Raw genomic sequence first — 24,411 nt, forward strand, 5'->3', positions numbered from 1 at the left:
GTGTTATAACCTTAATTGTCATTAATTTTGATTGTTATCAACATTAATATTGTGCGGCGAATAAAAATGATAATTAAGTCGATAATATCTAATTAATAGCTGTAGGTCATGAACATAGAGCACAACATTTCCATGCCAAAAAACATGCATCACTCGTTATTCAGCCTTATTTATCACTTCTAGCACTTGGGGTAATAACTGCGCTAAGCGTGTCGCCCACTGTACTTGTCCTGCTTGATGAGTAATGAGATCTTGACGAATCTCAATTCCCACATAAGGTAACTGCCGCTGTTCGGCATGAAATGGCAAGGTAAAGTCAGTTGCATCCGTCATGGCATAGGGTTCATTAATGCCCACATGCAACTCTCTGTCTTGCTGTAAAAACGCAACCAGTTGCAAAGCAAACGCAGGATTGCGATTAAATAACGTGCCAATTTGCCACGGCCGCTCGATGTTTTTAAAAGACGGCGTGAAACTGTGCATTGAGATAATGACACTTGGCTGCCCATTATCTCGACGCTGGTTGAGTGTTTGCGTGATCAAATCGTGATAAGGCTGGAACACCTCAATGCGGCGCGCATCAGCCTCTGCCACTGTGACGCCAATATTGCGTGGGATTCGTGTGTGCTCGGAAATTTCAGGTATAGAGCTGGCAATACCTGGGGTACGGTTACAATCAATCACTAAGCGAGAATATTGCTGATGAATCAGCGTGGCATCCAAATATTCACTCAGTAAACGGGCGGTAGCCAATGAGCCAATATCCCAGCCGATATGGCGGTCAATCTCCCCAATTGCTAGGCCTAGATCACCTAATTGGCTAGGGATACGCTGCCCGGCATGGTCTGCCAGTAAAAGGAAAGGTGACTGGCCCTGTGGGCGCTCAATAACAGCGGACGGAGGCTCACCATCACGTAGTAAAGGAGACAAAGTGACATTTGACATGGCATTAATACCCGAGTTAGATATGGCGACGGTTGCCGATAATAAGTCACCATCCTAGCGGCTATTCCCCCGTTCGCCCACCTTGAACTTATAACTAAACTTTCTGGGTTATGCGATTCCCATCACGATACATACAGGTTTTTGAGCGAGTGTTATGATTGGCAACTAATGGAACGTCATTTCATGTCATAATTGCTTCCAGCTCTTTATCGGCAAATTCTTTTTGGACCAAATAGACCAATTAAAGTCATGTAGCGGAGATTTATGGAGACATTTTTTATTGATCGGATGGCAACCCCACAGGGTGAGCTGATTCTGATTGCAGATGAAGAAAACCGGTTGCGCGCCATTGATTGGACTGACCATTATGAACGTCTGATGAAATTACTACGTAATCATTACCGCGCTGAGTCCTTCACGTTAGTGGAAAAACGTAATCCCGGTGGGCTGAGTGAGAGTATGCAGCGCTATTTTGCCGGTGAGTTAGACATTATTAATGGTTTACCGGTAAAAACCGCGGGTACAGATTTTCAACGTCAAGTTTGGCACGAACTGCGGAAGATACCCTGTGGTGAAACCATTACTTATGGCGAATTGGCAAAAAGAATTAACCGCCCCACCGCGTCGCGTGCCGTTGGAATGGCAAATGGCCTTAATCCCATTTCGATTGTTGTCCCCTGCCATAGGGTGATCGGACAACAAGGAGCATTGACCGGTTACGCGGGTGGTGTCGAGCGAAAACGCTGGTTATTAATGCATGAGGGTTATCTTTTAGCACGCTAACAATTCTTGCACTTATCAGAAGCAAGAAAAGATGTTAAAATTGACGCATATCAATATTAATGGGAATACCCTATGATCCCGGAAAAACGCGTAATCCGACGTATTCAGTCTGGTGGATGTGCAATTCATTGTCAGGATTGCAGTATTAGCCAGCTCTGTATACCGTTTACCTTAAATGAGAACGAGCTGGATCAGCTCGACAATATCATTGAAAGGAAAAAACCTATTCAGAAAGGACAGGCGCTGTTTAAAGCAGGTGATGAGCTCAAATCACTGTATGCCATCCGTTCCGGGACCATTAAAAGTTATACCATTACCGAAGAAGGCGACGAGCAAATTACCGGTTTCCATCTGGCAGGCGATTTGGTCGGTTTCGATGCTATCAGCAATTTACAGCATCCAAGTTTCGCACAGGCGTTGGAAACTTCTATGGTCTGTGAAATCCCGTTTGATACGTTGGATGACTTATCCGGCAAAATGCCAAATCTGCGCCAACAGATGATGCGCCTGATGAGTGGTGAGATCAAAAGCGATCAAGACATGATTTTACTTCTCTCTAAAAAGAATGCTGAAGAGCGTTTGGCTGCATTTATCTATAATCTTGCTCGTCGGTTTGCTCAACGTGGTTTCTCACCGCGTGAATTCCGCCTCACGATGACTCGAGGTGATATCGGTAACTATTTAGGTCTGACGGTAGAAACGATCAGTCGTTTGCTGGGTCGTTTCCAGAAAAGCGAAATTTTGAGCGTGAAAGGTAAATATATCACCATCGAAAATACCGAAGCCTTATCGAAATTAGCCGGTAATCCACGACCTGGCCTGTAGTGTCCCCGCAAACCAGATCAATTTAATTGTTCTGGTTTGTGCTCCCACCTATCCTCTTTCACTTTCATGGTTTACTCTTTAACTAACATACGGTTAATTCACTGTTGTAAGGAGACTCTATGGCAAAGTATCAGAATATTCTGGTTGCTATTGACCCAAATCAGGATGATCAGCCTGCATTAAGACGTGCTGTTTATCTTGTGCAGCGTAATGGCGGCACAATCAAAGCATTTTTACCTATTTATGATCTGTCATATGACATGACGACTTTGCTGTCCCCTGATGAGCGCACCGCAATGCGTAAAGGGGTTATCAGCCAACGGTCCGCTTGGATCAACGAACAGTGCCGTTTTTATCTTGATGCCGGTATTCCCATCGAAATCAAAGTGGTTTGGCATAACCGTCCCTATGAAGCCATTATTCAAGAAGTCCTGAAAGCCAAACATGATCTGTTGCTCAAAATGGCCCATCAGCATGACCGCCTTGAATCCATTATCTTCACTCCAACTGACTGGCATTTATTGCGTAAATGTCCGTGCCCAGTTTGGATGGTAAAAGACCAACCTTGGCCGGAGGGTGGCACTGCACTGGTCGCCGTCAACCTCTCCAGCGAAGACCCGCTTCATGACCCGCTCAATCTGCGATTAGTCAAAGAGACCCTCGAACTTGCCGAGAATGTAAATCAAACTCAGGTTCATTTGATCAGCGCCTATCCAGTGACACCGATTAATATCGCCATTGAGTTGCCTGATTTTGACCCGAGTGTTTATAACGATGCTATTCGTGGTCAGCATCTAGTCGCCATGAAAGCCTTACGTCAGCAGTTCGGGATTGATGAGAAATTCACTCACGTAGAAAAAGGCTTACCTGAAGAAGTTATTCCTGATCTGGCTGAGCATTTACGAGCTGGTGTGGTGGTTTTGGGAACCTTGGGGCGTACAGGGTTGTCTGCCGCGTTTATTGGCAACACAACTGAACATGTGATCGATCATCTTAAATGTGATTTGTTGGCCATTAAGCCTGAAGGGTTTACCTGCCCAGTAGAAGGTAATGAAGATCCGGATGATACTGAATAACCCCCTTCCCCATAATGCGCATTAAGCTAAAAAAAGGGCCACAACATGTGGCCCTTAATCGTCTAATCAATACAGTGGCATGATTATAACGCGCGTAAAATCGCTTCAACGCTGTCTTTGGCATCGCCAAACAACATTTGAGTATTGTCTTTAAAGAACAATGGGTTTTGTACGCCAGCATAGCCGGTGTTCATTGAACGTTTAAAGGCGATAACACTCTGCGCCTTCCACACTTCCAATACAGGCATACCTGCAATTGGACTGCGTGGATCTTCCAGTGCTGCTGGATTAACGGTATCGTTGGCACCAATCACCAGCACGACATCTGTGCTTGGGAAATCATCATTGATTTCGTCCATTTCTAACACCACGTCGTACGGTACTTTCGCTTCGGCCAGTAACACGTTCATGTGACCGGGCAAACGACCTGCAACAGGATGAATACCAAAGCGGACTTTCACACCACGAGCTTGCAGTTTCGCCGTGATTTCAGCCACAGGATATTGTGCCTGCGCGACCGCCATGCCATAGCCTGGGGTGATGATTACTGAACTCGAGTTTTTCAGCAGATCAGCCACTTCTTCCGCTGTCGTTTCACGGTATTCGCCCATCTCTTCAGCATCACCGGTAGAAGAACCATCAGTGCCGAAGCCGCCAGCGATGACGCTGATAAATGAACGGTTCATTGCTTTACACATGATATACGACAGGATTGCACCTGAAGAACCCACCAAAGCACCGGTGACGATCAACAGATCATTGCTCAGCATGAAACCGGCTGCCGCTGCCGCCCAACCTGAATAGGAGTTCAGCATTGACACCACAACAGGCATGTCTGCGCCACCGATAGAGGCCACCAAGTGCCAGCCAAAGCCCAGCGCAATAATGGTCATCAATAACAACGCGACGACTTGTAGAGCAACGCTATCAGTTTTGACAAACATAATCATCAGCAAGAATGAAACAACTAACGCCACCAGATTCAGTTTATGGCGTTGTGGCAACATCAACGGCTTAGAAGAAATAATTCCGCGTAACTTACCGAAAGCAACAATAGAGCCTGTAAAGGTGACAGCACCGATAAAGATGCCTAAGAACACTTCAGTCAGGTGGATGTTTACCATCACAGCGTCCATGACGGCTGGGCCGTGATCCAGATAGCTATTAAAGCCAACCAGAACCGCCGCCAGACCCACAAAGCTATGCAGAATCGCCACTAATTCTGGCATTTCTGTCATTTCGACTTTCTTCGCCAGATAAATACCAATGGCACCACCGATGACCATCGCAATGATAATCCAGGCAACATTGCCGGAATCTGGGCCAAGAATGGTCGCGATAAGTGCAATCGCCATCCCTGTCACACCGAAGGTGTTACCTTGTTTGGATGTTTCGTGGCGCGACAACCCAGCCAAACTGAAAATAAATAAAATCGCAGCAACTATGTACGCAGCTGTAACGAGACCACTAGACATCAGTTACCCCTATATTTTTTGTGTCTACCCTTCCTACGTTGAACCGCACCTGTGTTCGATGGCATTCAGTCATTCTCAGCCATCGGGATGCAACAACAACTCTCTGGGTATCACATTGTTTTTATCAAATAATTATGTTTATTAACTTGGTTTTTATATAAGCCTTGCGGGTATAAAAACCTAGTTTTTACGGAACATTTTCAGCATGCGCTGGGTGACTGTGAAGCCACCAAAAATGTTGATACTGGCGATCAGTACGGCAATAAAGGATAAGAAGCTCACCCAGCCGCCATGGCCAATCTGCAACAACGCACCCACTACAATAATGCCCGAGATAGCATTAGTGACTGACATCAACGGTGTGTGTAGCGCGTGGCTGACGTTCCATACCACGTAGTATCCAACCACACAGGCCAGTGCAAAGACCGTAAAGTGAGATAAGAACTCCTTCGGGGCCACATTCGCTAACCAACCAAACAGGATGACGACCAGTGCCATAATGATATATTTAGGCCATGGCGAGGTGGGTTTAGCGTCTTCTTTCACAATGGGTGCGGCTTTTGCAGCTTGAGGCTGTGCTGACACCTGAATTGGTGGCGCAGGCCAGGTGATTTCACCCGTTTTAACCACGGTGACACCACGAATAACGGTATCTTCAAAATCGATGTCAATCTCACCGTTTTTCTCTTTACAGAGCAACTTCAGTAAGTTAACTAGGTTGGTACCGTACAATTGAGATGATTGTGTCGGTAAGCGGCTAGGCAAATCGGTATAACCGATGATCTTTACGCCATTCTCGGTGATGGTGACTTTATCGGCGACGGTCAACTCACAGTTACCCCCCGTTTGTGCCGCTAAATCGACAATCACGCTGCCCGATTTCATTGATGCCACCATCTCTTTGGTGATCAACCGCGGCGCTGGCTTGCCCGGAATCAATGCTGTCGTGACGATGATGTCCACTTCCGCCGCTTGCGCTGCAAACAGTTCCATTTCAGCTTTGATAAAGGCTTCAGACATCACTTTCGCGTAGCCATCACCACTGCCCGCTTCTTCTTCGAAATCCAGTTCGAGGAATTCAGCGCCCATACTTTGAACTTGTTCTTTGACTTCAGGGCGGGTGTCAAAAGCACGAACAATTGCGCCAAGACTACCTGCTGCACCAATGGCTGCTAACCCGGCAACACCGGCACCAATAATCACGACTTTGGCCGGTGGAACTTTACCTGCTGCGGTAATTTGCCCAGTGAAGAAGCGACCGAATTCGTGGGCAGCTTCAACAATGGCACGGTAACCTGCAATATTCGCCATGGAGCTGAGGGCATCCATAGATTGTGCGCGAGAGATACGCGGCACCGAATCCATTGCTAATACGGTCACTTGACGCTCTGCCAGCTTTTGCAGCAAATCTGGATTCTGTGCTGGCCAGATAAAACTGACCAGTGTGCTACCGGCACGCATCAGCGCAATTTCTTCCTCAAGGGGCGCATTCACTTTGAGGATAAGGTCGGATTGCCACACATCGGTGGTATCCGTAATGGTGGCACCCGCTTCTTGGTACGCTGCATCGTCAAAACTGGCTAAATGCCCAGCTCCGCTCTCAATCGCCACGGTGAAGCCTAATTTCAGCAGTTGTTCCACCGTTTTCGGCGTTGCTGCGACACGGGCTTCATTGGCCAACCGCTCTCTTGGTACACCAATACGCATAATGTTCCCTTTTACCTGTCTTTGATGATGAGTATTGCCCTATCCCTCATGATTGAAGCCGCCGGCTCACATTCAACAGCCCCCTGAGTCGAATTAACTCATCGGGCATATTTTCATGCGACTTGCCTGCAACGCCAATTCATTAGGATCTGCTTCAGTTCTATTTGGTTACTGACAAACCTGCTAAGTTACCGCTCCCTATAACCTACTGAAAATGTGACCGATGATCCATATCTGTATGTGCTTCTGCGACAGTTTTTGCACTAAAACTGGCTGGCTGAAAGAACTCTGTATAATTCACTATAAAAATATTATTTACTAGCCGCTTGTCCTGCAACTTTGCGCAACAATAATAAGTCACGCGATAATATGGCAGCCCAGTCATGGCGCGGCATTAGGTTAGAAAAATGTAAATAACTCACGCTTATGACGTTAAAGCCATTATTCGTAAAGCTTATCCAGATTCTTAATGTAGTGTACTGGTGGCGAAACTTCAGCATTCATTGACTAAGTCATATAAATTGCTGAGACACCCGCCATTATTACATGTAATAATCATCCGCTATTCTGTTACACATCAATTGTTCCGCACGTATAAACGTTAATGCGCAAGGCGAAAGGATTTTTTATGAAGCTGAAATACACGATCATCGCGTCGGCATTGCTATCACTCACTGCGTTTTCTGCTGCACATGCGGCAAAAGAACTCGCACCAGAGCAAGCAGCAGCCATTAAGCCATTTGATCGCATTACCATTACTGGCCGATTCAATGCAATCAATGAAGCAGCTGACGCGGTTTCCCGCCGTGCTGACAAGTTGGGCGCAGACTCCTTCTATATTCAGGATATCAACAGCAACAATAATGGCGGCAACTGGCGTGTAACAGCCGATGTTTATCATAACGATGCACCGGAAGTGAGCAAAGAAACCCAGTATCGCGTGTTCAACGGTGTTAAAGAGCTGCCAAAAACAGAAGCTTACGCGCTGCAGCCTTATGACACTGTTTCAGTCAGCGGCTTCTTCCGTAGCCAGCCTGATATTAGCGATGCCATTTCTAAGGCAGCAAAAGAGAAAGGCGCTTACTCTTTCTATATTGTTCGCCAAGTTGACGCTAACCAAGGTGGCAACCAGTTTGTGACGGCCTATATCTACAAACAAGATGCTGCTAAGCGTGTGGTTCAAAGCCCTGATGTTATTCCTGCGGATTCCGATGCAGGCCGTGCTGCTCTTGCAGCCGGTGGGGCAGCCGCCGCGAATGTTGAAATTCCAGGTGTGGCTTCTTCAGGTACACCAAGTGCCGATGTGGGTCGTTTCTTTGAGACGCAATCTTCAACGGGCAAGCGTTACACCGTAACCTTACCAGATGGCACTCAAATTCAAGAGTTGAATAAAGTCACTGCTGCGCAAATGGCTCCGTTTGATACGATTAGCTTTAACGGCCACTTTAACAGCATGACGGACGTTTCTCATGAAGTGGCGAAACGTGCAGCGGCAAAAGGTGCGAAGTACTACCATATCACTCGCCAATGGCAGAACCAGAGTGGTGGTAACTTGAGCGTTAGCGCTGACTTGTTTAAATAACACGGTTCTGTGGCTACGATTCACTTCGCATAGCGACGAGAAGCTTTAGCCAAGACAAGCTTTAGACACATAAAGGGCAACGCTATGTTGCCCTTTTTTATCTCTTCACTCTGGCGTACTCCCTATCGGAGTTAACTGAATAGTTTTTTGTCTAGATCGCATAACCAATCATTGCATGATGCCCCATCACTCCGTAAAATCCCCTCCCAAATTTGGCCTATTATCTGTTAGTTATTGATAAATTCGCCTCACATAATGCTAGTGACAAGCCAGTAACCACTCATTAATACTCTTATAACCAGGACATTTCATTGGAAAGAAAACTTGGCCTGACCGCGCTGACTGCGCTGGTCCTCAGTTCTATGCTGGGCGCAGGTGTTTTTAGTCTGCCGCAAAATATGGCAGAAGTGGCCAGCCCAGCGGCATTGCTCATTGGTTGGAGTATTACAGGCATCGGGATCATCTTTCTTGCTTTAGCAATGTTGCTTCTGACCCGTCTTCGTCCCGATCTAGACGGCGGAATATTTACCTATGCTAAAGAGGGCTTTGGTGACCTTATCGGTTTCTTTTCGGCATGGGGTTACTGGTTATGTGCCGTGATTGCCAACGTATCCTATTTAGTGATCGTTTTTGCCGCATTGAGCTTTTTTACCGATAAATCGGGTCACGTTATTTTTGGCGAAGGTAATACTTGGCAGTCATTGTTAGGGGCTTCTTTTCTACTGTGGTTAGTCCATGCTTTGGTACTGCGAGGCGTTCAAACGGCTGCCAGCATTAATTTAGCTGCAACACTCGCAAAATTATTGCCCATCGGCGGCTTTATTATTTTAGCGGGCTTAGCATTTAGCCTCGATACGTTCAGTTTTGATTTTACCGGCATTGCCCTGCACACCCCCGTCTGGCAACAAGTGAAAGACACCATGCTGATTACGCTATGGGTGTTTATCGGCGTGGAAGGTGCCGTCGTGGTGTCGGCCAGAGCGCGCAATAAGAAAGATGTTGGGCGGGCAACCATGTTAGCGGTCATCTCCGCACTTTGCGTTTATTTGCTGATCACACTTTTGTCTCTCGGTGTGGTACCACGTGCAGAATTAGCTGGCATGCGCAATCCATCAATGGCAGGCATTATGGTCGAAATGATCGGTCCTTGGGGTGAAGTCATAATTGCCACTGGGTTGATCATTTCCGTGTGTGGCGCGTATCTCAGTTGGACCATTATGGCCGCAGAAGTCCCCATGATCGCCGCTAAAAATGGTGCTTTTCCCAAAATCTTTAGCCAGCAAAATCAGCACAACTCCCCGTCTAAATCACTTTGGTTAACTAACAGTGCCGTACAAGTGGCGTTGGTTCTGATCTGGTGGACCGGCAGCAACTACAACACGCTACTGACGATTGCATCAGAAATGATTCTGGTACCCTATTTCTTGGTTGGTGCGTTTTTATTCAAAGTCGCGTTAAAACGCCAAGATTGGCGCTTAATCGTGGCCGCAAGTGGTGCATGTCTGTATGGGTTATGGCTGATTTATGCCGCAGGCTTAGTCTATCTACTGTTATCAGCACTACTCTATGCTCCAGGGCTATTGGTATTTATTTATGCGCGTAAAGGTCACGAAGGCCTTAGGATATTAAACACTGTGGAACGTTTTGCTATTGGGGTGGTACTGATGGCGACGATCCCAGCAACTTGGCTCATGATGCACTGAGTGAAATGCTAAAATCTGGTGACTCAAATGGGCAAGCTGTCAGACCGTACTGCCTGCCCTTTGGGTATCGAATATCAGTGATTCTCGACTTCAACTAGACTCACTGATAAACATTCGTCTTTTTGGCTGAGCCCCATTGATGGCGGGAATTTTTGCTTAATCATCCCCAATTGCATAGTTTCCAAAGGATAAGGCAGCTGGATATCGAGCAGCATTATTCCTTGCTGTTCTGCTAACCGAATCAATCTAATGATGTTGGTTTCATCACTAAGCTGCGTTGACAGCACCTGCAACGCGAGCGCCGTTAGTCTCTCTTGCGGCGTTTTTTCTAACGCATCTTTCGATCTGACGACCATGCCAAAAATAGGCATAACACCATAGATGGCATCAATAAAACTCCATCGTTTTTTACACGATGCGGCCAGAAAATCCGTGTAATCGAAGCAGACTTTTTCACTGTGCGCAGACACGCTGGTGTTTTCGCCACTCATCCTTCAATCCTTAGCTGAACGCGACAGCTATTCATTAATCATAGATATTGATATATAAACGATTGGCGCAACCAAATAGAGATGACGATATAATCACTTATATTAATATAATGAAATGATTAACCCGTTGTCTAGCAGTCAGTCATCGGCATTAATAACAACTTTAATAAATTACGTGCATAGTATTGCGTTCAACAGCGCGCTATGCTGAATTCCGGCAACTTTTTTAAACTGAAAAACATGACCAAAATTGTTTTTGTGGAAGATGACCCGGAAGTCGGGAAACTGATTGCAGCCTATCTTGGCAAGCATGACATTGATGTATATGTAGAACCTCGCGGTGATACTGCACAAGCGGTCATTGAGCAGCAACAACCTGATTTGGTGCTGCTCGACATCATGTTGCCCGGTAAAGATGGGATGACGCTCTGCCGTGACCTACGGCCACACTATGATGGCCCAATTGTCTTATTAACCTCGCTAGACAGTGATATGAACCATATCCTGTCCCTTGAGATGGGCGCTAATGACTATATTCTGAAAACTACCCCGCCCGCCGTACTGTTGGCAAGGCTGCGTTTGCACCTGCGCCAGCATAATCAGCAGCAGCCGAAGGACACCATTAGTCCACCACTGACTGGGCATAACGCGATTCACTTTGGCTTACTTTGTATCGACCCTGTCAATCGCCAAGTCAATCTTAGTGACGAGGAGATTACCCTATCGACCTCTGATTTTGATTTGCTATGGGAGCTAGCAACCCATGCAGGCATCATTATGGATCGCGAAGCACTGCTGAAAAATTTGCGCGGGGTCAGTTATGACGGCATGGATCGTAGTATTGATGTCGCTATCTCACGTCTACGCCGTAAACTCTATGATAACGCTCTTGACCCCTTCAGAATAAAAACAGTGCGTAATAAGGGCTATCTATTCGCCCCCAATGCTTGGGAGTCGGTGCAGCAATGAGAAAGCTATTTATTCAGTTTTTCTTATTGCTATTTGTCTGTTTCATGGTGATGGCCATGCTGGTTGGGCTGGTTTATAAGGTCACAGCTGAACGCGCTGGACGGCAGTCATTGGATGACTTGATGAAAAGCTCCCTGTCATTAATGCGTAGTGAACTGCGGGAGATACCGCTCAAGGATTGGAACAAAACTATCGCGACATTGGATTTAAATCTTTCTTTTCAATTGCATATAGAACCTCTCGATAAACGAGATTTAGGTGAACGATTAAATAAACGCCTACGCGCGGGCGAAATTATCGCTTTAGATGATGAATATACCTTTCTACAACGCATTCCCCGCAGTCATTATGTTCTCGCAGTAGGGCCGGTTCCCTATTTGTTCTATCTGCATCAAATGCGATTGTTAGATTTAGCGCTACTTATCCTAATTGGCATGTCGCTCGCTCTGCCCGTCTTTTTATGGATGCGCCCCCACTGGAAAGATTTACTTAAATTGGAGAATGCAGCCCAGCGCTTGGGCGCGGGGCACCTTGATGAACGTACTCATTTTGATCCCACATCCAGTTTAAATCGCTTAGGATTAGCGTTTAACCAAATGGCGGATAACATCAGCAAATTAATTGTCAGTAAAAAAATGCTGATTGACGGAATTGCCCACGAACTACGTACCCCACTGGTACGACTGCGTTACCGGTTAGCCATGAGTGATAACCTCACCGATAACGAGCAACAGGCACTAAATCATGACATTGGCCAGTTGGAAGCGTTGATTGACGAGTTATTAACTTATGCTCGCCTAGATCGCCCGCAGGTTACCCTCCATCTTGAACCTATTGATTTACCAAGCTGGCTCACGACAAAAGTCATGGATATGCGCTTGATTCACCATGAACGAGAAATCGCGCTTGATATTCCGCATCGTGGCGATTTTGGCGTGGTTGATCTGCGCCTATTTGAGCGGGTACTAGATAATTTAGTCAATAATGCGCTGCGGTACTCCAATCAACGTTTGCGGATTGGCCTGTGGTTTGATGGCGACAGTGCTTGTCTGCAAGTTGAAGATGATGGCCCAGGTATCCCACTCGAAGAGCGCGCGCGCGTTTTTGAACCTTTTGTTCGTCTAGACCCCAGTCGAGATCGTGCAACGGGGGGATGTGGATTAGGGCTGGCCATCGTTCACTCGATTGCATTGGCTTATCAAGGGAGTATTTCCGTCGATGCCAGTTCATTAGGTGGAGCCAGTTTCCGCTTTTGCTGGCCAGTGAAAAATATTCACTCGCTGCCGATACCCCACAGTGAATAAAGCGATTAACGCACTTATCCACAATAAAACCAGTTCCGATTTATGGAGTTTTCTATGACCACTGCTTATCAGCATCTGTGTAAGACTTTCACTCGCCTTTCTCGTTTCGAACATTTGTCGGCCGTTGCTGGATGGGATATGCAGACCATGATGCCAGCTAAAGGCAATGTGGCCCGCGCTGAAGCGATGGCGGAACTGAATGTGTTACAGCATCAGATTCTAACGGCCAAAGAAGTCGGTGAATGGTTAAAACAAGCAGAGCATGACGTTCTCAATGACATTGAGCAGGCGAATTTGCGCGAAATGCAGCGCCATTACCACAATGCAGCGTTGTTACCTGAGGCGCTGGTTGAGGCAAAATCATTGGCTGGTGCTAAATGTGAACATGCATGGCGTCAACAACGTATTGCGAACGACTGGCAGGGCTTTGCAGAAAACCTTCGTGAAGTAGTCAAACTGAGTCGTGAAGAAGCGGCTATCCGTGCTCAAGCTGCTAGCACATCAGGTTATGATGCTCTCCTCAATTTGTATGAGCCTGGGACAACCAGTGCCGATTTAGACCGTATATTTGGTGATCTTAAACAATGGTTACCTGCGCTCTTGCAGAAAGTTAGCGCAAAGCAAGCCAATGAAGCATGCCTAATCCCACAAGGGCCATTTGATCTGACGAAACAGCGCCAATTAGGGCTGAGTGTCATGAAAGTGCTGGGTTTTGACTTTGACGGCGGCCGAGTAGATGTCAGTGTTCACCCCTTCTGCGGTGGCGTACCTCAAGATGTTCGAATCACCACTCGCTATAATGAACAGGAATTTCTCAGTGCATTAATGGGGATCGTACACGAAACAGGCCATGCACGTTACGAGCAAAATCTACCACGTGAATGGTTAGGGCAACCCATCTCTCATGCGCGTTCAACTGCCATTCACGAATCCCAAAGCTTGCTGTTTGAGATGCAATTGGCTCGCAGCAACGAATTCTTGCAAGTCATTCGTCCACTCGTGATTCAACAATTTGGTGAGCAACCAGCCTTGCAGGAACAGAACTTCATTGCCTTAAACCAGCGCGTCAAGACAGGATTCATCCGTGTTGATGCCGACGAGGTAAGCTACCCTGCTCATGTGATCTTGCGCTATGAGATTGAAAAGGCTTTGATCGGTGGTGATATTGAAGTGGACGATATCCCCGCACTCTGGAATGAAAAGATGCAGCAATATCTCGGGATAAACACGGAAGGTAACTACCGTAATGGCTGCATGCAAGATATCCACTGGACAGACGGTGCGTTCGGTTATTTCCCAACTTATACCTTGGGTGCAATGTATGCAGCGCAATTATTCCAATCTGCCCGTGATGCTATCCCAGAGCTAGATCAGCACATCGCTAATGGTGACCTCAGCCCCCTATTCAACTGGTTACAACAGAATATCTGGCAACATGGCAGCCGTTATTCAACAGCTGAGCTGATTACCCAAGCGACGGGGGAATCGCTTAATCCACGATTTTTCCGCCAGCATTTAGAACGTCGCTATTTGTAATCCTTAGGGTATCGATACCTACCCGATCTTGAGTTTAAGGTCGGGCCTTTTCACACTGCAAAGCCCAAATTTCACAGTACGTTCAAACGATATCGTTGTTGCATAGAGTATTTTTTTTAAAAAACATATATTGTATGTTGTAACTAAAATGGCAAAAAAGAAGCAGCTGATGAAATATCTTCTTCTGTACAATCGGTTACAAGCCGAAACCAATGACTCACGGAAGCAATGACTGAATTCCCCTACTCTTATTTCAACGACCCAACGGGGCCGATATACAAACAGAACACTGAGGATTAAATCATGAAAACAGTACTCGCTCTGATTGTTGCTGCATCTTTGGGTATGTCTTCTTTGGCATTCGCCGCTGATACCGTTGCTCCACCTGCCGCGCCAATGGCGACAGCACCAGCAGCGCATAGCGCCCCAGTAAAAACAATGCATCACAAGAAAGCTAAAAAAACCGACTCGATGAAAAAAATGGATAAAACGGCCCCTGCTCAAAAAGCACAGGCTGCCCAAAAACATCATAAGAAAGCGACACACAGCAAGTCTGCTCCGGCCGTTGTACCAGCCGGAAAATAACAGCACTTAACTTGAGAAGGCTGACATAAGCTCTTCGCAAGCCACCTGCAACAGCTGATTCACACGACACCCGGTTTACCGGGTGTTTTTTATCAGGAGTGCTGATAATGCTGCGTCGTTATTTATTCGAAATCACATTGGCAACATTAGTGATGTGTGGTCTGGTCACACTGTTTTTCTATTTATAGCCAGATAAGCCGTATGTTGTTAAAAAAATTATCGAAAAATCAATTGCTGACAACACACAGCATGGTTAATTATGTCTATAGTTAGCGGGAGCAAAACCTGTGATGACCCGCATTAGCTGCAAGATAGCAGTGGCGTTACTGGATATCCTCTTAGTCAGAACATAAAGGCAAGGCTAATCATTTATGCGTTTAACTTCGTTGTTACTTTTGAGTCTATTACCTCTTTCTGTTTCAACAGCTTATGCCCTCCCTTCAGCGGATAAATCAGACAATGACAATTCGATTGCTGATCAAACCACACTCTTCTTCGGTAAAGATGATCGAACAGCAATCACCAGTAGCGCTGAATGGCCGTGGCAGGCAATCGGACAAATCGAAACTGCCAGTGGTAATCTTTGTACTGCGACATTGATATCCCCTCGGTTGGCGCTCACCGCAGGGCATTGTGTGTTAGCCCCGCCGGGTAAGATTGATCCCGCCATCGCCTTACGATTTATTTCCCATAATGGACAATGGAAGTATCAAATAACCAAACTAGAGACATTGGTTGATGCTAAGTTGGGGAAAAAGCTTAAACCTGATGGTGATGGTTGGATAGTTCCCCCTGCTGCTGCCGCTTATGATTTTGCGCTTATTCGTTTAACGGCAAAAAAACCGGTTCCGATTAAGCCATTGCCTTTGTGGAACGGAACTGCCAATGAACTCACTCAGGCGCTTAAACAAGTGAAGCGTAAGATAACTCAGGCGGGTTACCCTCTCGACCATCTGGATACACTCTATAGTCATGAGGATTGTTTGGTGACCGGTTGGGCGCAGCAAGGCGTGCTGTCACACCAATGTGATACATTGCCCGGCGATAGTGGCTCGCCACTCATACTAAAGAACGGCGAGAATTGGTCTTTGATTGCGATCCAAAGTTCCGCACCCGCCGCTAAAGACCGCTATCTAGCCGATAACCGAGCATTGGCCGTCACTGCCATCAAAGGCCGGTTAAAGACGGTAATCGACAAAGCAGCCAAGGCTGCAAAGTAAATCTTGCTATCAATAGGGCCAAGATAGTGAGCTTTTAGTATTACCCTTTACTGGTAGATTGGGACTCTTGATTGAATTTAAAAACAAAAGTCCCTCCTAACGCTGCGGCATATCGACTTAACGTCGTTAAATTTGGCGAAATAATGCCTTTTTCCATTCGGCTGATATTTTGCTTTTTAAGCCCCGCCCGTTGAGCAACCTCTTCTTGCGTGAGATTGCATTGCTGACGAGCTGTTTTCAGCTCAGTCATCATGGCTTGTCGAATCTGCAAATCGCTATAGGCCTCATTAACTTGAGGATGAGTTAGCGCGACAGCTTTAACTTCTGAAAATGGAATAAGGTCAAAATCATCTTGCTTCTTCATGGCTGCAATCTCCGTTTGAGTTCCTTCATACGCTGATAGGCCAGTATCAGTGTCCTTCTTGGTGTTTTTTGCGTCTTCTTTTGTAAAAAATGAATGATATAAACCTGCCGATCCGCCTGATGAAAGAAAAATCCTCGACCAAGCCCCTCACGCGCGGTGACGCGCAGTTCTTTTAGACCCCGCCCAATATCGCGAATCTCTGGTTCTCTAAGCTCATGACCAAAAGCTTCAAGTTCATCCATAGCCTTAATCAAGGCTGCCTGTATGCCGACCGGCAATTTAACTAACTCTCTCTGCGCTAATCTCAACAAACTAATGTCATACATACGCCATCCATGCTCCGGAAAAAACTCTACCAAACTCACCACGGGTAATCAAATATGGTGACCTAAAATCAGACAAACTTTGAACAAGCCGCTAATTTTCAAAGGCAGATATACCGGTAAATCACGAGGCTGAGCAATAACACTTTGGCTGTTAAGGAGAGTAATGTTAGAACACTCGATATGCTGCGCATCAAGAATGCAAAATTGCATCAGTTACATATAATCTGGATATATAACCCATTGGATGTATTAAGTTAACAGAGAATTTGGTGGGGGCTTAATACATAAAAAAAACCCGTATTCAGCTCAATTAATGGCACAAATACGGGTTGATTTTCATCATCTATCAGGCTGAAAGTTGCTCCATCGTTTGGAGGATACGTTTATCAGAAATAGGGTAAAGCGTCCCGAGCTGTTGGGCGAATAAGCTGACACGTAGCTCTTCAATCATCCAACGAACTTCTTTCACATCATCATCTTGCTGGCGTTTGGGTGGTAGTTTAGTGAGCCATTGCTGCCACATCTGTTGTACATGCTCTATGCGTTGCATTTGTGCTCGATCACGATGGGGGTCAATCGCCAGTTTTTCCATACGACGTTCGATAGCTTGCAAGTAACGCAAGGTATCTGGTAAACGCTTCCAGCCATTATTGGTCACAAACCCACGATAAATCAGCCCACCTAGTTGTGCTTTGATATCAGAGAGTGCCAATGCCTGTGAGATATCTACCCGCCCTTTCAACCGCTTGTTAATACTGAATACCGTGGTCAGAATCTGTTCAACTTGTTTGGCGATTTCGACAACTGTTTCATTAAGTTCAGCGCGAACCTTTTCCTGTAACCGTGCAAAATCAGCTTCTTGCCACACTGGCCCGCCATACTGAGCGACCAATTTATCCACCCCGCAAGCGATGCAATCATCAATCAGATCCATCACTTTGCCATAAGTATTGAAATATAAGCCGAGTTTGGATTTGTTCGGCAGCTTTTCATGTAGATACTTAATTGGCGAAGGGATATTAAGTAGCAATAACCGCCGAGTGCCTTGCCACATGGCCTGTTGCTGTTGGGCTTCAGTATCAAACAAGCGGATGGCGACACTGTCTTTCTCATCCACCAGTGCTGGATAAGCTTTGACCTCATACCCACCACGGCGTTGTTGATAGCAGATGGGAAGATCGCCAAAACTCCAGATATGTAAGTCATTTTGTTCGATACCGTCATCGGCAACCGCCGAAAGGGTTTCCTGCACTTTGGCTTGTAGCTGTAGTTTCAAAGCAGCCAGATCTTTACCTTCGCGCAGTATGCGGTTTTTATCATCCAATACACGGAAAGTTATTTTTAGGTGATCAGGTACCTGATCCCATTGCCAACTATCACGTGACACTGTCACACCAGTCATTCGCCGTAACTCACGTTCTAAAGCATCTAACAGATCCGTTTCCAGTGGCGTGACCCGAGCAAGGAAAGCTTCTGCGTAGTTAGGGGCGGGAACAAAATTGCGCCGCACTGGCTTCGGCAATGATTTGATCAACGCTATCACCAACTCTCGTCGTATACCTGGAATCTGCCAATCAAAGCCCTGTTCTTGCACCTGGTTTAGAATCGGCAACGGAATATGAACCGTGACCCCATCAGCATCCGTGCCCGGTTCAAATTGATAAGAAAGTCTCAGCTTGAGATCGCCTTGATACCAAAAGTTGGGATAGTCCAACGGATTAACTTTGTTCGCACCATCCTTGATAAGCATGGTTTTTTCAAAGTTCAGCAACTCCGGTTGCGTTTGGCTGGTTTTTTTCCACCAATTGTCAAAGTGACGAGCAGAAATAACCTCCCGACCAATTCGCTGATCATAGAAGTTAAACAATGTCTCATCATCGACCAGAATGTCACGCCGACGAGATTTGTGTTCGAGCTCTTCAACCTCAGCCAGCAACTTGAGGTTAGCGCGGAAGAAGGCATGGCGCGTTTGCCAATCCCCCTCAACCAACCCATGGCGGATGAATAACTCACGGCAAAGTGGCGGATCTATCGGGCCATAATTAATTTTACGCTCAGTGACTATGGGTAAACCAAATAAGGTGACCTTCTCACTCGCCATCACCGCGCCCTGCGCCTTCTCCCAGTGGGGATCACTATAATGGTGCTTCACCAAATGCTGCGCTAAAGGCTCTATCCATTCCGGCTCAATACGCGCTGCAATACGGCCCCATAATCGGCTAGTTTCAACCAATTCAGCCACCATGGACCATTTCGGTGGTTTTTTGAATAGCCCAGAACCCGGGAAGATAGCGAATCGCGCATTACGTGCGCCGGTGTACTCTTGCTTATCGACATCTTTCTGGCCAATGTGAGATAGCAAACCCGTTAATATCGCGGTATGCACGCTACGGTAATCCGCAGCAACACTATTCACCGGAATCCCCAGTTCCTTCACCACCTGACGCAGTTGGGTGTAAATATCTTGCCACTCACGCACACGCAAATAGTTCAGGAAATCACTGCGACATAATTTGCGAAACTGTGCTGAGGACAGCTCTTTTTGCTGCTCTTTCAGGTAATCCCACAGATTAACAAAGGCAAGGAAATCAGAGTCTTTATCTGCAAAACGACGGTGTTTCTCATCCGATGCCTGCTGTTTATCCATCGGGCGCTCGCGAGGATCTTGGATCGATAATGCCGATGTGATAATCATCAGTTCGCGCACACTGCCACTTCGCTGCGCTTCCAGCACCATTCTTGCCAAACGCGGGTCGACCGGTAATTGCGCGAGTTGACGGCCTAACGGAGTCAATTGTTGATGCCCGTTTTCGGCAGTTTTTATCGCACCTAATTCTTCTAACAGCCGGACACCATCCTGAATATTGCGCTTATCTGGGGCTTCCACAAACGGGAATGCCGCAATATCCCCTAGGCCCAGTGACGTCATTTGTAAAATAACAGATGCTAAGTTAGTACGCAGAATTTCCGGATCAGTAAATTCAGGACGTGAGAGGAAATCTTGTTCGGAATAGAGGCGTATACAGATGCCGTCTGAGACACGCCCGCAGCGGCCCTTACGTTGATTCGCTGACGCTTGAGAAACCGGCTCAATCGGTAATCGTTGCACTTTAGTACGGAAGCTATAGCGGCTAATACGTGCGGTACCGGGATCGATAACATATTTGATACCCGGCACTGTCAGCGAGGTTTCAGCCACGTTGGTCGCCAGTACAATTCGCCGCCCATGGTGAGACTGAAACACTCTATTCTGCTCACTATTGGATAAACGCGCATAGAGCGGCAGTACTTCGGTATGTGGCAGGTTTTGCTTCATCAGCGCATCAGCGGTATCACGAATCTCACGTTCACCGCTCATAAAGATCAATATATCGCCAGGGCTTTCATGGCCCAGCTCATCTACCGCATCAAAAATGGCTTGTAACTGATCTCGTTCAACGTCATCAGCATCATCCACAATGGGCCGATAACGAACTTCAACCGGATAGGTGCGACCAGAGACTTCAATAATCGGCGCATTATTGAAATGCTTAGAAAAACGCTGAGGATCGATAGTCGCCGAAGTAATAATGACCTTCAGGTCTGGGCGCTTAGGCAATAACTCACGTAAATAACCTAAGATAAAATCGATATTTAGGCTGCGCTCATGAGCCTCATCAATTATCAAGGTGTCATACTGCATCAGTAGACGGTCTTGTTGTATCTCAGCAAGCAAGATACCGTCGGTCATCAGCTTAACGAGTGTATTCTCACCGACCTGATCGTTGAAACGGACTTTGTAGCCGACGCAGCCCCCCAAAGAAGTGCTCAATTCATCCGCAATACGATTCGCCACGGTTCGCGCAGCCAATCGACGAGGTTGTGTATGACCGATAACACCTTTAACGCCGCGCCCCAGTTCCAGACAAATTTTGGGCAATTGCGTTGTTTTACCCGAGCCCGTTTCACCTGCGACAATCACCACTTGATGGTCACGAATGGCATTAAAAATGTCTTGTTTCTTCTGACTAACCGGCAGACTTTCAGGATAGGTAATAGCCGGACAAGCTGCACGGCGATGGGTGACCCGTTGCATTGCGTTGGCGATTTCAGCCTCAATCTCGCGCGTAATGGCCTCAACAGCTTCTGGATTATTGACTTTTCGTGCGCCTTGCAGCCGACGTCGCAGGCGCTGTTGGTCACGGAGCATCAACTCCCCAAGTTGGGAGGATAATGCTGCGAGAGAAGATTTCACGTTCAGTATTCCTTGTTACGATGTAGCTGAAGCCTGAAGCGTCAGCCCAATGAATTTATGCTATGAATTTGATTAGCGGATATTTTTTATTAATCAGCACCAATTATCATCCGCCGAAACTCAGCCATAAACTATGAGTTTTGATTTCATATACCTTTGCTCAATATGGTAACACAGGCAAGGTTTGTGCTGTAACCCAGCCTCTGTTTGCTAATGGATTAACATCATTCAATAAAATCGAACAAAGAACGCAAAATATTGCGCTATCCATGATAGAAAAATATGAATAGAGTGTATTCCATTGAAAGGGCGAATCGCCTAAGTCTCTGTTACCTGTTAAGGAATTACGATGAGCAAAGTTCTGGTTCTGAAATCAAGCATTCTGGCAACCTATTCTCAGTCCAACCAGTTGGCTGACTTTTTTGTTGAACAATGGCAAGCCGCCCACCCTGGCGACGAAATTACCGTGCGTGACCTAGCCGCTCAACCGATTCCTGTGTTAGATGGTGAACTTGTCGGCGCTCTGCGCCCTTCAGATGCAGCGCTGACACCACGCCAACAAGAAGCTTTGGCGCTATCTGATGAGTTGATTGCAGAATTGCAAGCCAACGACGTCATCGTCATGGCAGCACCAATGTACAACTTCAACATCCCAACCCAATTGAAAAACTATTTTGACCTGATCGCCCGTGCTGGCGTGACCTTCCGTTACACAGAGAAAGGTCCTGAAGGCTTAGTTACCGGTAAGCGTGCCATTATTTTAACCAGCCGTGGCGGCATCCATAAAGATACCCCAAGTGACTTGGTTGTACCTTACCTGCGTCTGTTCTTGGGCTTTATTGGTATCACAGAAGTTGAGTTTGTGTTTGCGGAAGGGATTGCTTATGGCCCTGAAGTTGCCACTAAAGCACAAGCGGATGCTAAAGAGTTACTCGCTCAGGTTGTTAGCGCTTAATCAATGACTTTCACGCACCGACGGGTGTCTCCGTTGATGCGTGACAGGAAGTACCTTGTATTACCCTCGTTTTACCCAGTAATGTGATTTAACGTTAATGCCAGTCCGTTACCTAACAGGCTGGCATTTTTTTATTTGGCGATTGGGTTGTTTCCCATTCCGTTTCATCTTGAATCTATTTAATGATGTTGAGTGAAATCAGCATGATTTTATGATTAATCAGCACCTTCCATTTTACTCTTAAAAGAGCTTGTGGGCTTAAATAACCACTGCGAGAGTAATAATGAAAAACCGGATAGAGCAATATATGCACCCGCATAGGTCAGATCATAAGATACTAAATAGCTGATGATTAATGGTGTTAATCCACCAGCTAGTGTCGATGACATGTTATAACCCATGCTAAGTGCGGTCGTTTCTCCGTTAGCAATGTCAGCTAATACAGATGCTCCTGTACTCAATATCATGGCCGTATTGATAGTAATAGCAAGTTGAGCAATAACAACCCATTCAACTGTATTGCTTCGCATAATATAAAACAATGGGATGGAAAATAGTATTAGCCCTATAACTCCTGCGTTAAATACCTTAGCTGAAGAGCTATATCTATCTGTTAGCCAGCCACAAATAAGCATAAACATTAGTATTAACGCTGATGATAAAATAGTATATATACTTTTAAAATCGCCCAATTGAAGCTTGTCTTTAATCAGTGAGCTTGACATGTTTTGGGCATAGAATGCGACAGACAACGGTACGGCAATCAAAAACAAGTTAAATGATTTGAACCAATTTAGCCGTTTGTAACGTTTAAACGCGGTAGGTTGAACCGGTAATCTGGCTCGAAACCAAAAACTCACCACTATATTGACTACACCTAACAAGAGTGGAATACGCCACCCTATTGTCTGCATCGCAATGGGGTCAAGTGAGTGCTCTAGTACCAATACAAGTAATAAAGATACGATAACCCCCATTATTGCACTGCCTACAATCAGCGCCGATATTCTTGCTCGTTCTTTGTTTTTAGCATCATTAAATAAATACGTGGTCAGTGTTGGCCATTCACCTGCGTAACTAAAGGAAAGTGCCATTTGGAGTACCAAGATAACGAGTGGCGTATATGAGCCTAGAAAACTAATGGGCAACAGTGCCATGCACAACGTGGCGCTACCACTTACAAAACTTGTCAGAATTAGAGCAGACTTGCGGCCAACTTTATCCGCGTATCGGCCAATAATATAGCCGCCAATTGGGCGGACAATGAATCGTAAGGCAAATATGCCCCATACCATTTGAGTCGCTTGTTCATACCCCTGACGTTCAATCTCTGCGGATAAATACACAGATATGGCAGCAAACACGGCAATGTCATAATACTCAAGGGCATTTCCAACAACGGCCCCTAGTCTGAATTTCCATTTCATTTAATATGCCTCATATTATTTAGTTTTTATATGCACCTACTCATCAAGTTCTGCTCTCAATTTTCTACTCACTGATAAACCTAGCCGATACCCTTTAGGGATAAGCCAGCAGTGTTTCAAGGCAAGATAAGGTTATGCCATGATTCTTCAGTGCATTAAACAATCCACCTAAGGAATGATGCTTACAATTTAATTTTTGTTTTATTCGCTGGATACGTGAATGCTCTGCGGTTATTGAACACCCCTGAATGGCGGATATCTCTTTAACTTTCCGATGAGAAAGTAATAATCGGATGGTTATCATCTCCTTTCGCGTAAATCTGACATTGCCGAATCGCATATAGGGATGAATTGTTAATAATTCATCAGTTGAATCATCCTTTTGGTTAGGGATTTTTTTATTAGGCGATATTTTCTCACGTAACGGCAATACAATATCAAGATCTTGATGCCACACCCTATAAGCATAGTCCGCAATGGTAGGCTTCCATTTGTAAATTGTCATTACGTCGGAAAAAGACAGTTTTCTCTTTGAGTTAATAGATAAAATTTCATAAATATTGCCGTGACGAGTACAAATGTCTATTTTAGACTCTCTTTTATCATTTTTTAACAACACCTCACTATGTTTCGATGAATAATCGCGCCAACATTGCATGCCAGGTATAATTCGCTCACTTATACTCAAATCTAAATCATCATCAAAATAAATTAGATGCCATTCATAATTACTTGGCATTGCATATATATCTCTACTATCAAGATCTATCTTGGTATAATTAACATCCATATCATCCCAGTCAAAGTAACTGGCAAAAATCCGTTTCAAATTAAAACTATTAATTTCCACGGAATTATTTTTCACATCCATAATTAACCCCCTAACCTTATTGACTAAGATAAT

General features: G+C 45.8%; 20 protein-coding genes and 1 pseudogene. 11 read left to right on the forward strand and 10 right to left on the reverse strand.

Annotated elements, in window-relative coordinates:
* Window positions 1–156: 156 nt before the first annotated feature.
* Window positions 157–945: an N-formylglutamate amidohydrolase gene (locus tag DA391_RS11430; protein ID WP_057642883.1), complete on the reverse strand. Its 789-nt coding sequence runs from the start codon at window positions 943–945 to the stop codon at window positions 157–159.
* Between the two features lie 264 nt (window positions 946–1,209).
* Here DA391_RS11430 and ogt point away from each other — a divergent pair, with 264 nt between their 5' ends.
* From ogt to uspE, 3 genes are all read left to right on the forward strand, one after another.
* On the forward strand, window positions 1,210–1,728 hold the full coding sequence (gene ogt, locus DA391_RS11435) for a methylated-DNA--[protein]-cysteine S-methyltransferase (protein WP_050081096.1): 519 nt from the start codon (window positions 1,210–1,212) through the stop codon (window positions 1,726–1,728).
* A gap of 72 nt (window positions 1,729–1,800) precedes the next feature.
* On the forward strand, window positions 1,801–2,553 hold the full coding sequence (locus DA391_RS11440; protein WP_050081097.1) for an FNR family transcription factor: 753 nt from the start codon (window positions 1,801–1,803) through the stop codon (window positions 2,551–2,553).
* A gap of 119 nt (window positions 2,554–2,672) precedes the next feature.
* Window positions 2,673–3,629: a universal stress protein UspE gene (gene uspE, locus DA391_RS11445; protein WP_050081098.1), complete on the forward strand. Its 957-nt coding sequence runs from the start codon at window positions 2,673–2,675 to the stop codon at window positions 3,627–3,629.
* A gap of 83 nt (window positions 3,630–3,712) precedes the next feature.
* Here the strand turns inward: uspE and pntB are convergent, their stop codons facing one another.
* From pntB to DA391_RS24730, 3 genes are all read right to left on the reverse strand, one after another.
* Window positions 3,713–5,104, reverse strand: coding sequence for a Re/Si-specific NAD(P)(+) transhydrogenase subunit beta (gene pntB, locus DA391_RS11450; protein ID WP_019209970.1), 1,392 nt, complete (start codon window positions 5,102–5,104; stop codon window positions 3,713–3,715).
* A gap of 180 nt (window positions 5,105–5,284) precedes the next feature.
* Window positions 5,285–6,811: a Re/Si-specific NAD(P)(+) transhydrogenase subunit alpha gene (pntA, locus tag DA391_RS11455; protein ID WP_019209969.1), complete on the reverse strand. Its 1,527-nt coding sequence runs from the start codon at window positions 6,809–6,811 to the stop codon at window positions 5,285–5,287.
* A gap of 205 nt (window positions 6,812–7,016) precedes the next feature.
* A complete protein-coding gene (locus tag DA391_RS24730; protein ID WP_050081099.1) occupies window positions 7,017–7,196 on the reverse strand; it encodes a hypothetical protein in 180 nt (59 codons plus the stop codon).
* Between the two features lie 243 nt (window positions 7,197–7,439).
* Here DA391_RS24730 and ydgH point away from each other — a divergent pair, with 243 nt between their 5' ends.
* Window positions 7,440–8,393, forward strand: coding sequence for a DUF1471 family protein YdgH (ydgH, locus tag DA391_RS11465; protein ID WP_049608458.1), 954 nt, complete (start codon window positions 7,440–7,442; stop codon window positions 8,391–8,393).
* 311 nt (window positions 8,394–8,704) lie between these two features.
* Window positions 8,705–10,096 carry an amino acid permease gene (locus DA391_RS11470; protein WP_108087720.1) on the forward strand — a complete coding sequence of 464 codons (1,392 nt, stop codon included), beginning with the start codon at window positions 8,705–8,707 and terminating at the stop codon, window positions 10,094–10,096.
* 74 nt (window positions 10,097–10,170) lie between these two features.
* Here DA391_RS11470 and DA391_RS11475 read toward each other — a convergent pair whose 3' ends face one another.
* Complete coding sequence (locus DA391_RS11475; protein WP_050081101.1) at window positions 10,171–10,587, reverse strand: hypothetical protein; 417 nt, start codon at window positions 10,585–10,587, stop codon at window positions 10,171–10,173.
* A 185-nt stretch (window positions 10,588–10,772) separates the two neighbouring features.
* Between DA391_RS11475 and rstA the strand changes: the two are divergent.
* The 5 genes and pseudogenes from rstA to DA391_RS11500 all read left to right on the forward strand — a co-directional run bounded on the left by rstA (window position 10,773) and on the right by DA391_RS11500 (window position 16,201).
* A pseudogene (gene rstA, locus DA391_RS11480) lies at window positions 10,773–11,556 on the forward strand (two-component system response regulator RstA).
* The gene (gene rstB / locus DA391_RS11485) at window positions 11,553–12,860 is read left to right on the forward strand and encodes a two-component system sensor histidine kinase RstB (RefSeq protein ID WP_050873048.1); all 1,308 of its coding nucleotides are present in this window, start codon (window positions 11,553–11,555) and stop codon (window positions 12,858–12,860) included. Before rstA ends, rstB begins: the two are co-directional and overlap by 4 nt.
* Before the next feature lie 54 nt (window positions 12,861–12,914).
* Window positions 12,915–14,396, forward strand: coding sequence for a carboxypeptidase M32 (locus DA391_RS11490; RefSeq protein ID WP_050873047.1), 1,482 nt, complete (start codon window positions 12,915–12,917; stop codon window positions 14,394–14,396).
* A gap of 303 nt (window positions 14,397–14,699) precedes the next feature.
* Window positions 14,700–14,981, forward strand: a complete 282-nt coding sequence (gene asr / locus DA391_RS11495; protein WP_050081104.1) for an acid resistance repetitive basic protein Asr — start codon at window positions 14,700–14,702, stop codon at window positions 14,979–14,981.
* A 371-nt stretch (window positions 14,982–15,352) separates the two neighbouring features.
* Entirely contained in the window at window positions 15,353–16,201 is an 849-nt protein-coding gene (locus tag DA391_RS11500; protein ID WP_108087721.1) for a trypsin-like serine peptidase, read from the forward strand.
* A 40-nt stretch (window positions 16,202–16,241) separates the two neighbouring features.
* On the opposite strand, the gene DA391_RS11505 is transcribed toward DA391_RS11500, so the two are convergent.
* The 3 genes from DA391_RS11505 to hrpA form a co-directional block, all read right to left on the reverse strand.
* Window positions 16,242–16,565 (reverse strand): helix-turn-helix domain-containing protein, encoded by a 324-nt coding sequence (locus DA391_RS11505; RefSeq protein ID WP_108087722.1) that lies wholly within the window; start codon window positions 16,563–16,565, stop codon window positions 16,242–16,244.
* The gene (locus tag DA391_RS11510; protein WP_167398173.1) at window positions 16,562–16,891 is read right to left on the reverse strand and encodes a type II toxin-antitoxin system RelE/ParE family toxin; all 330 of its coding nucleotides are present in this window, start codon (window positions 16,889–16,891) and stop codon (window positions 16,562–16,564) included. Before DA391_RS11510 ends, DA391_RS11505 begins: the two co-directional genes overlap by 4 nt.
* A 346-nt stretch (window positions 16,892–17,237) precedes the next feature.
* The gene (hrpA, locus tag DA391_RS11515) at window positions 17,238–21,125 is read right to left on the reverse strand and encodes an ATP-dependent RNA helicase HrpA (protein WP_108087723.1); all 3,888 of its coding nucleotides are present in this window, start codon (window positions 21,123–21,125) and stop codon (window positions 17,238–17,240) included.
* 349 nt (window positions 21,126–21,474) lie between these two features.
* On the opposite strand from hrpA, the gene azoR reads away from it, so the two are divergent.
* Window positions 21,475–22,080: an FMN-dependent NADH-azoreductase gene (gene azoR, locus DA391_RS11520; protein ID WP_049608435.1), complete on the forward strand. Its 606-nt coding sequence runs from the start codon at window positions 21,475–21,477 to the stop codon at window positions 22,078–22,080.
* A gap of 215 nt (window positions 22,081–22,295) precedes the next feature.
* Here the strand turns inward: azoR and DA391_RS11525 are convergent, their stop codons facing one another.
* Window positions 22,296–23,507 carry an MFS transporter gene (locus DA391_RS11525; protein WP_050285610.1) on the reverse strand — a complete coding sequence of 404 codons (1,212 nt, stop codon included), beginning with the start codon at window positions 23,505–23,507 and terminating at the stop codon, window positions 22,296–22,298.
* Between the two features lie 94 nt (window positions 23,508–23,601).
* The gene (locus tag DA391_RS11530) at window positions 23,602–24,378 is read right to left on the reverse strand and encodes a helix-turn-helix transcriptional regulator (RefSeq protein ID WP_050285609.1); all 777 of its coding nucleotides are present in this window, start codon (window positions 24,376–24,378) and stop codon (window positions 23,602–23,604) included.
* Between the last annotated feature and the right edge of the window lie 33 nt (window positions 24,379–24,411).

Origin of the sequence: Yersinia massiliensis, from assembly GCF_003048255.1 — a bacterium.
GTDB classification, from domain to species: domain Bacteria; phylum Pseudomonadota; class Gammaproteobacteria; order Enterobacterales; family Enterobacteriaceae; genus Yersinia; species Yersinia massiliensis_A.

Coding starts and splice junctions, on each gene's coding strand:
- DA391_RS11430 (WP_057642883.1), bottom strand. CDS start 945: ATGTCAAATGTCACTTTGTCTCCTTTACTACGTGATGGTGAGCCTCCG.
- ogt (WP_050081096.1), top strand. CDS start 1,210: ATGGAGACATTTTTTATTGATCGGATGGCAACCCCACAGGGTGAGCTG.
- DA391_RS11440 (WP_050081097.1), top strand. CDS start 1,801: ATGATCCCGGAAAAACGCGTAATCCGACGTATTCAGTCTGGTGGATGT.
- uspE (WP_050081098.1), top strand. CDS start 2,673: ATGGCAAAGTATCAGAATATTCTGGTTGCTATTGACCCAAATCAGGAT.
- pntB (WP_019209970.1), bottom strand. CDS start 5,104: ATGTCTAGTGGTCTCGTTACAGCTGCGTACATAGTTGCTGCGATTTTA.
- pntA (WP_019209969.1), bottom strand. CDS start 6,811: ATGCGTATTGGTGTACCAAGAGAGCGGTTGGCCAATGAAGCCCGTGTC.
- DA391_RS24730 (WP_050081099.1), bottom strand. CDS start 7,196: ATGACTGGGCTGCCATATTATCGCGTGACTTATTATTGTTGCGCAAAG.
- ydgH (WP_049608458.1), top strand. CDS start 7,440: ATGAAGCTGAAATACACGATCATCGCGTCGGCATTGCTATCACTCACT.
- DA391_RS11475 (WP_050081101.1), bottom strand. CDS start 10,587: ATGAGTGGCGAAAACACCAGCGTGTCTGCGCACAGTGAAAAAGTCTGC.
- rstB (WP_050873048.1), top strand. CDS start 11,553: ATGAGAAAGCTATTTATTCAGTTTTTCTTATTGCTATTTGTCTGTTTC.
- DA391_RS11490 (WP_050873047.1), top strand. CDS start 12,915: ATGACCACTGCTTATCAGCATCTGTGTAAGACTTTCACTCGCCTTTCT.
- asr (WP_050081104.1), top strand. CDS start 14,700: ATGAAAACAGTACTCGCTCTGATTGTTGCTGCATCTTTGGGTATGTCT.
- DA391_RS11500 (WP_108087721.1), top strand. CDS start 15,353: ATGCGTTTAACTTCGTTGTTACTTTTGAGTCTATTACCTCTTTCTGTT.
- DA391_RS11505 (WP_108087722.1), bottom strand. CDS start 16,565: ATGAAGAAGCAAGATGATTTTGACCTTATTCCATTTTCAGAAGTTAAA.
- DA391_RS11510 (WP_167398173.1), bottom strand. CDS start 16,891: ATGTATGACATTAGTTTGTTGAGATTAGCGCAGAGAGAGTTAGTTAAA.
- azoR (WP_049608435.1), top strand. CDS start 21,475: ATGAGCAAAGTTCTGGTTCTGAAATCAAGCATTCTGGCAACCTATTCT.
- DA391_RS11525 (WP_050285610.1), bottom strand. CDS start 23,507: ATGAAATGGAAATTCAGACTAGGGGCCGTTGTTGGAAATGCCCTTGAG.
- DA391_RS11530 (WP_050285609.1), bottom strand. CDS start 24,378: ATGGATGTGAAAAATAATTCCGTGGAAATTAATAGTTTTAATTTGAAA.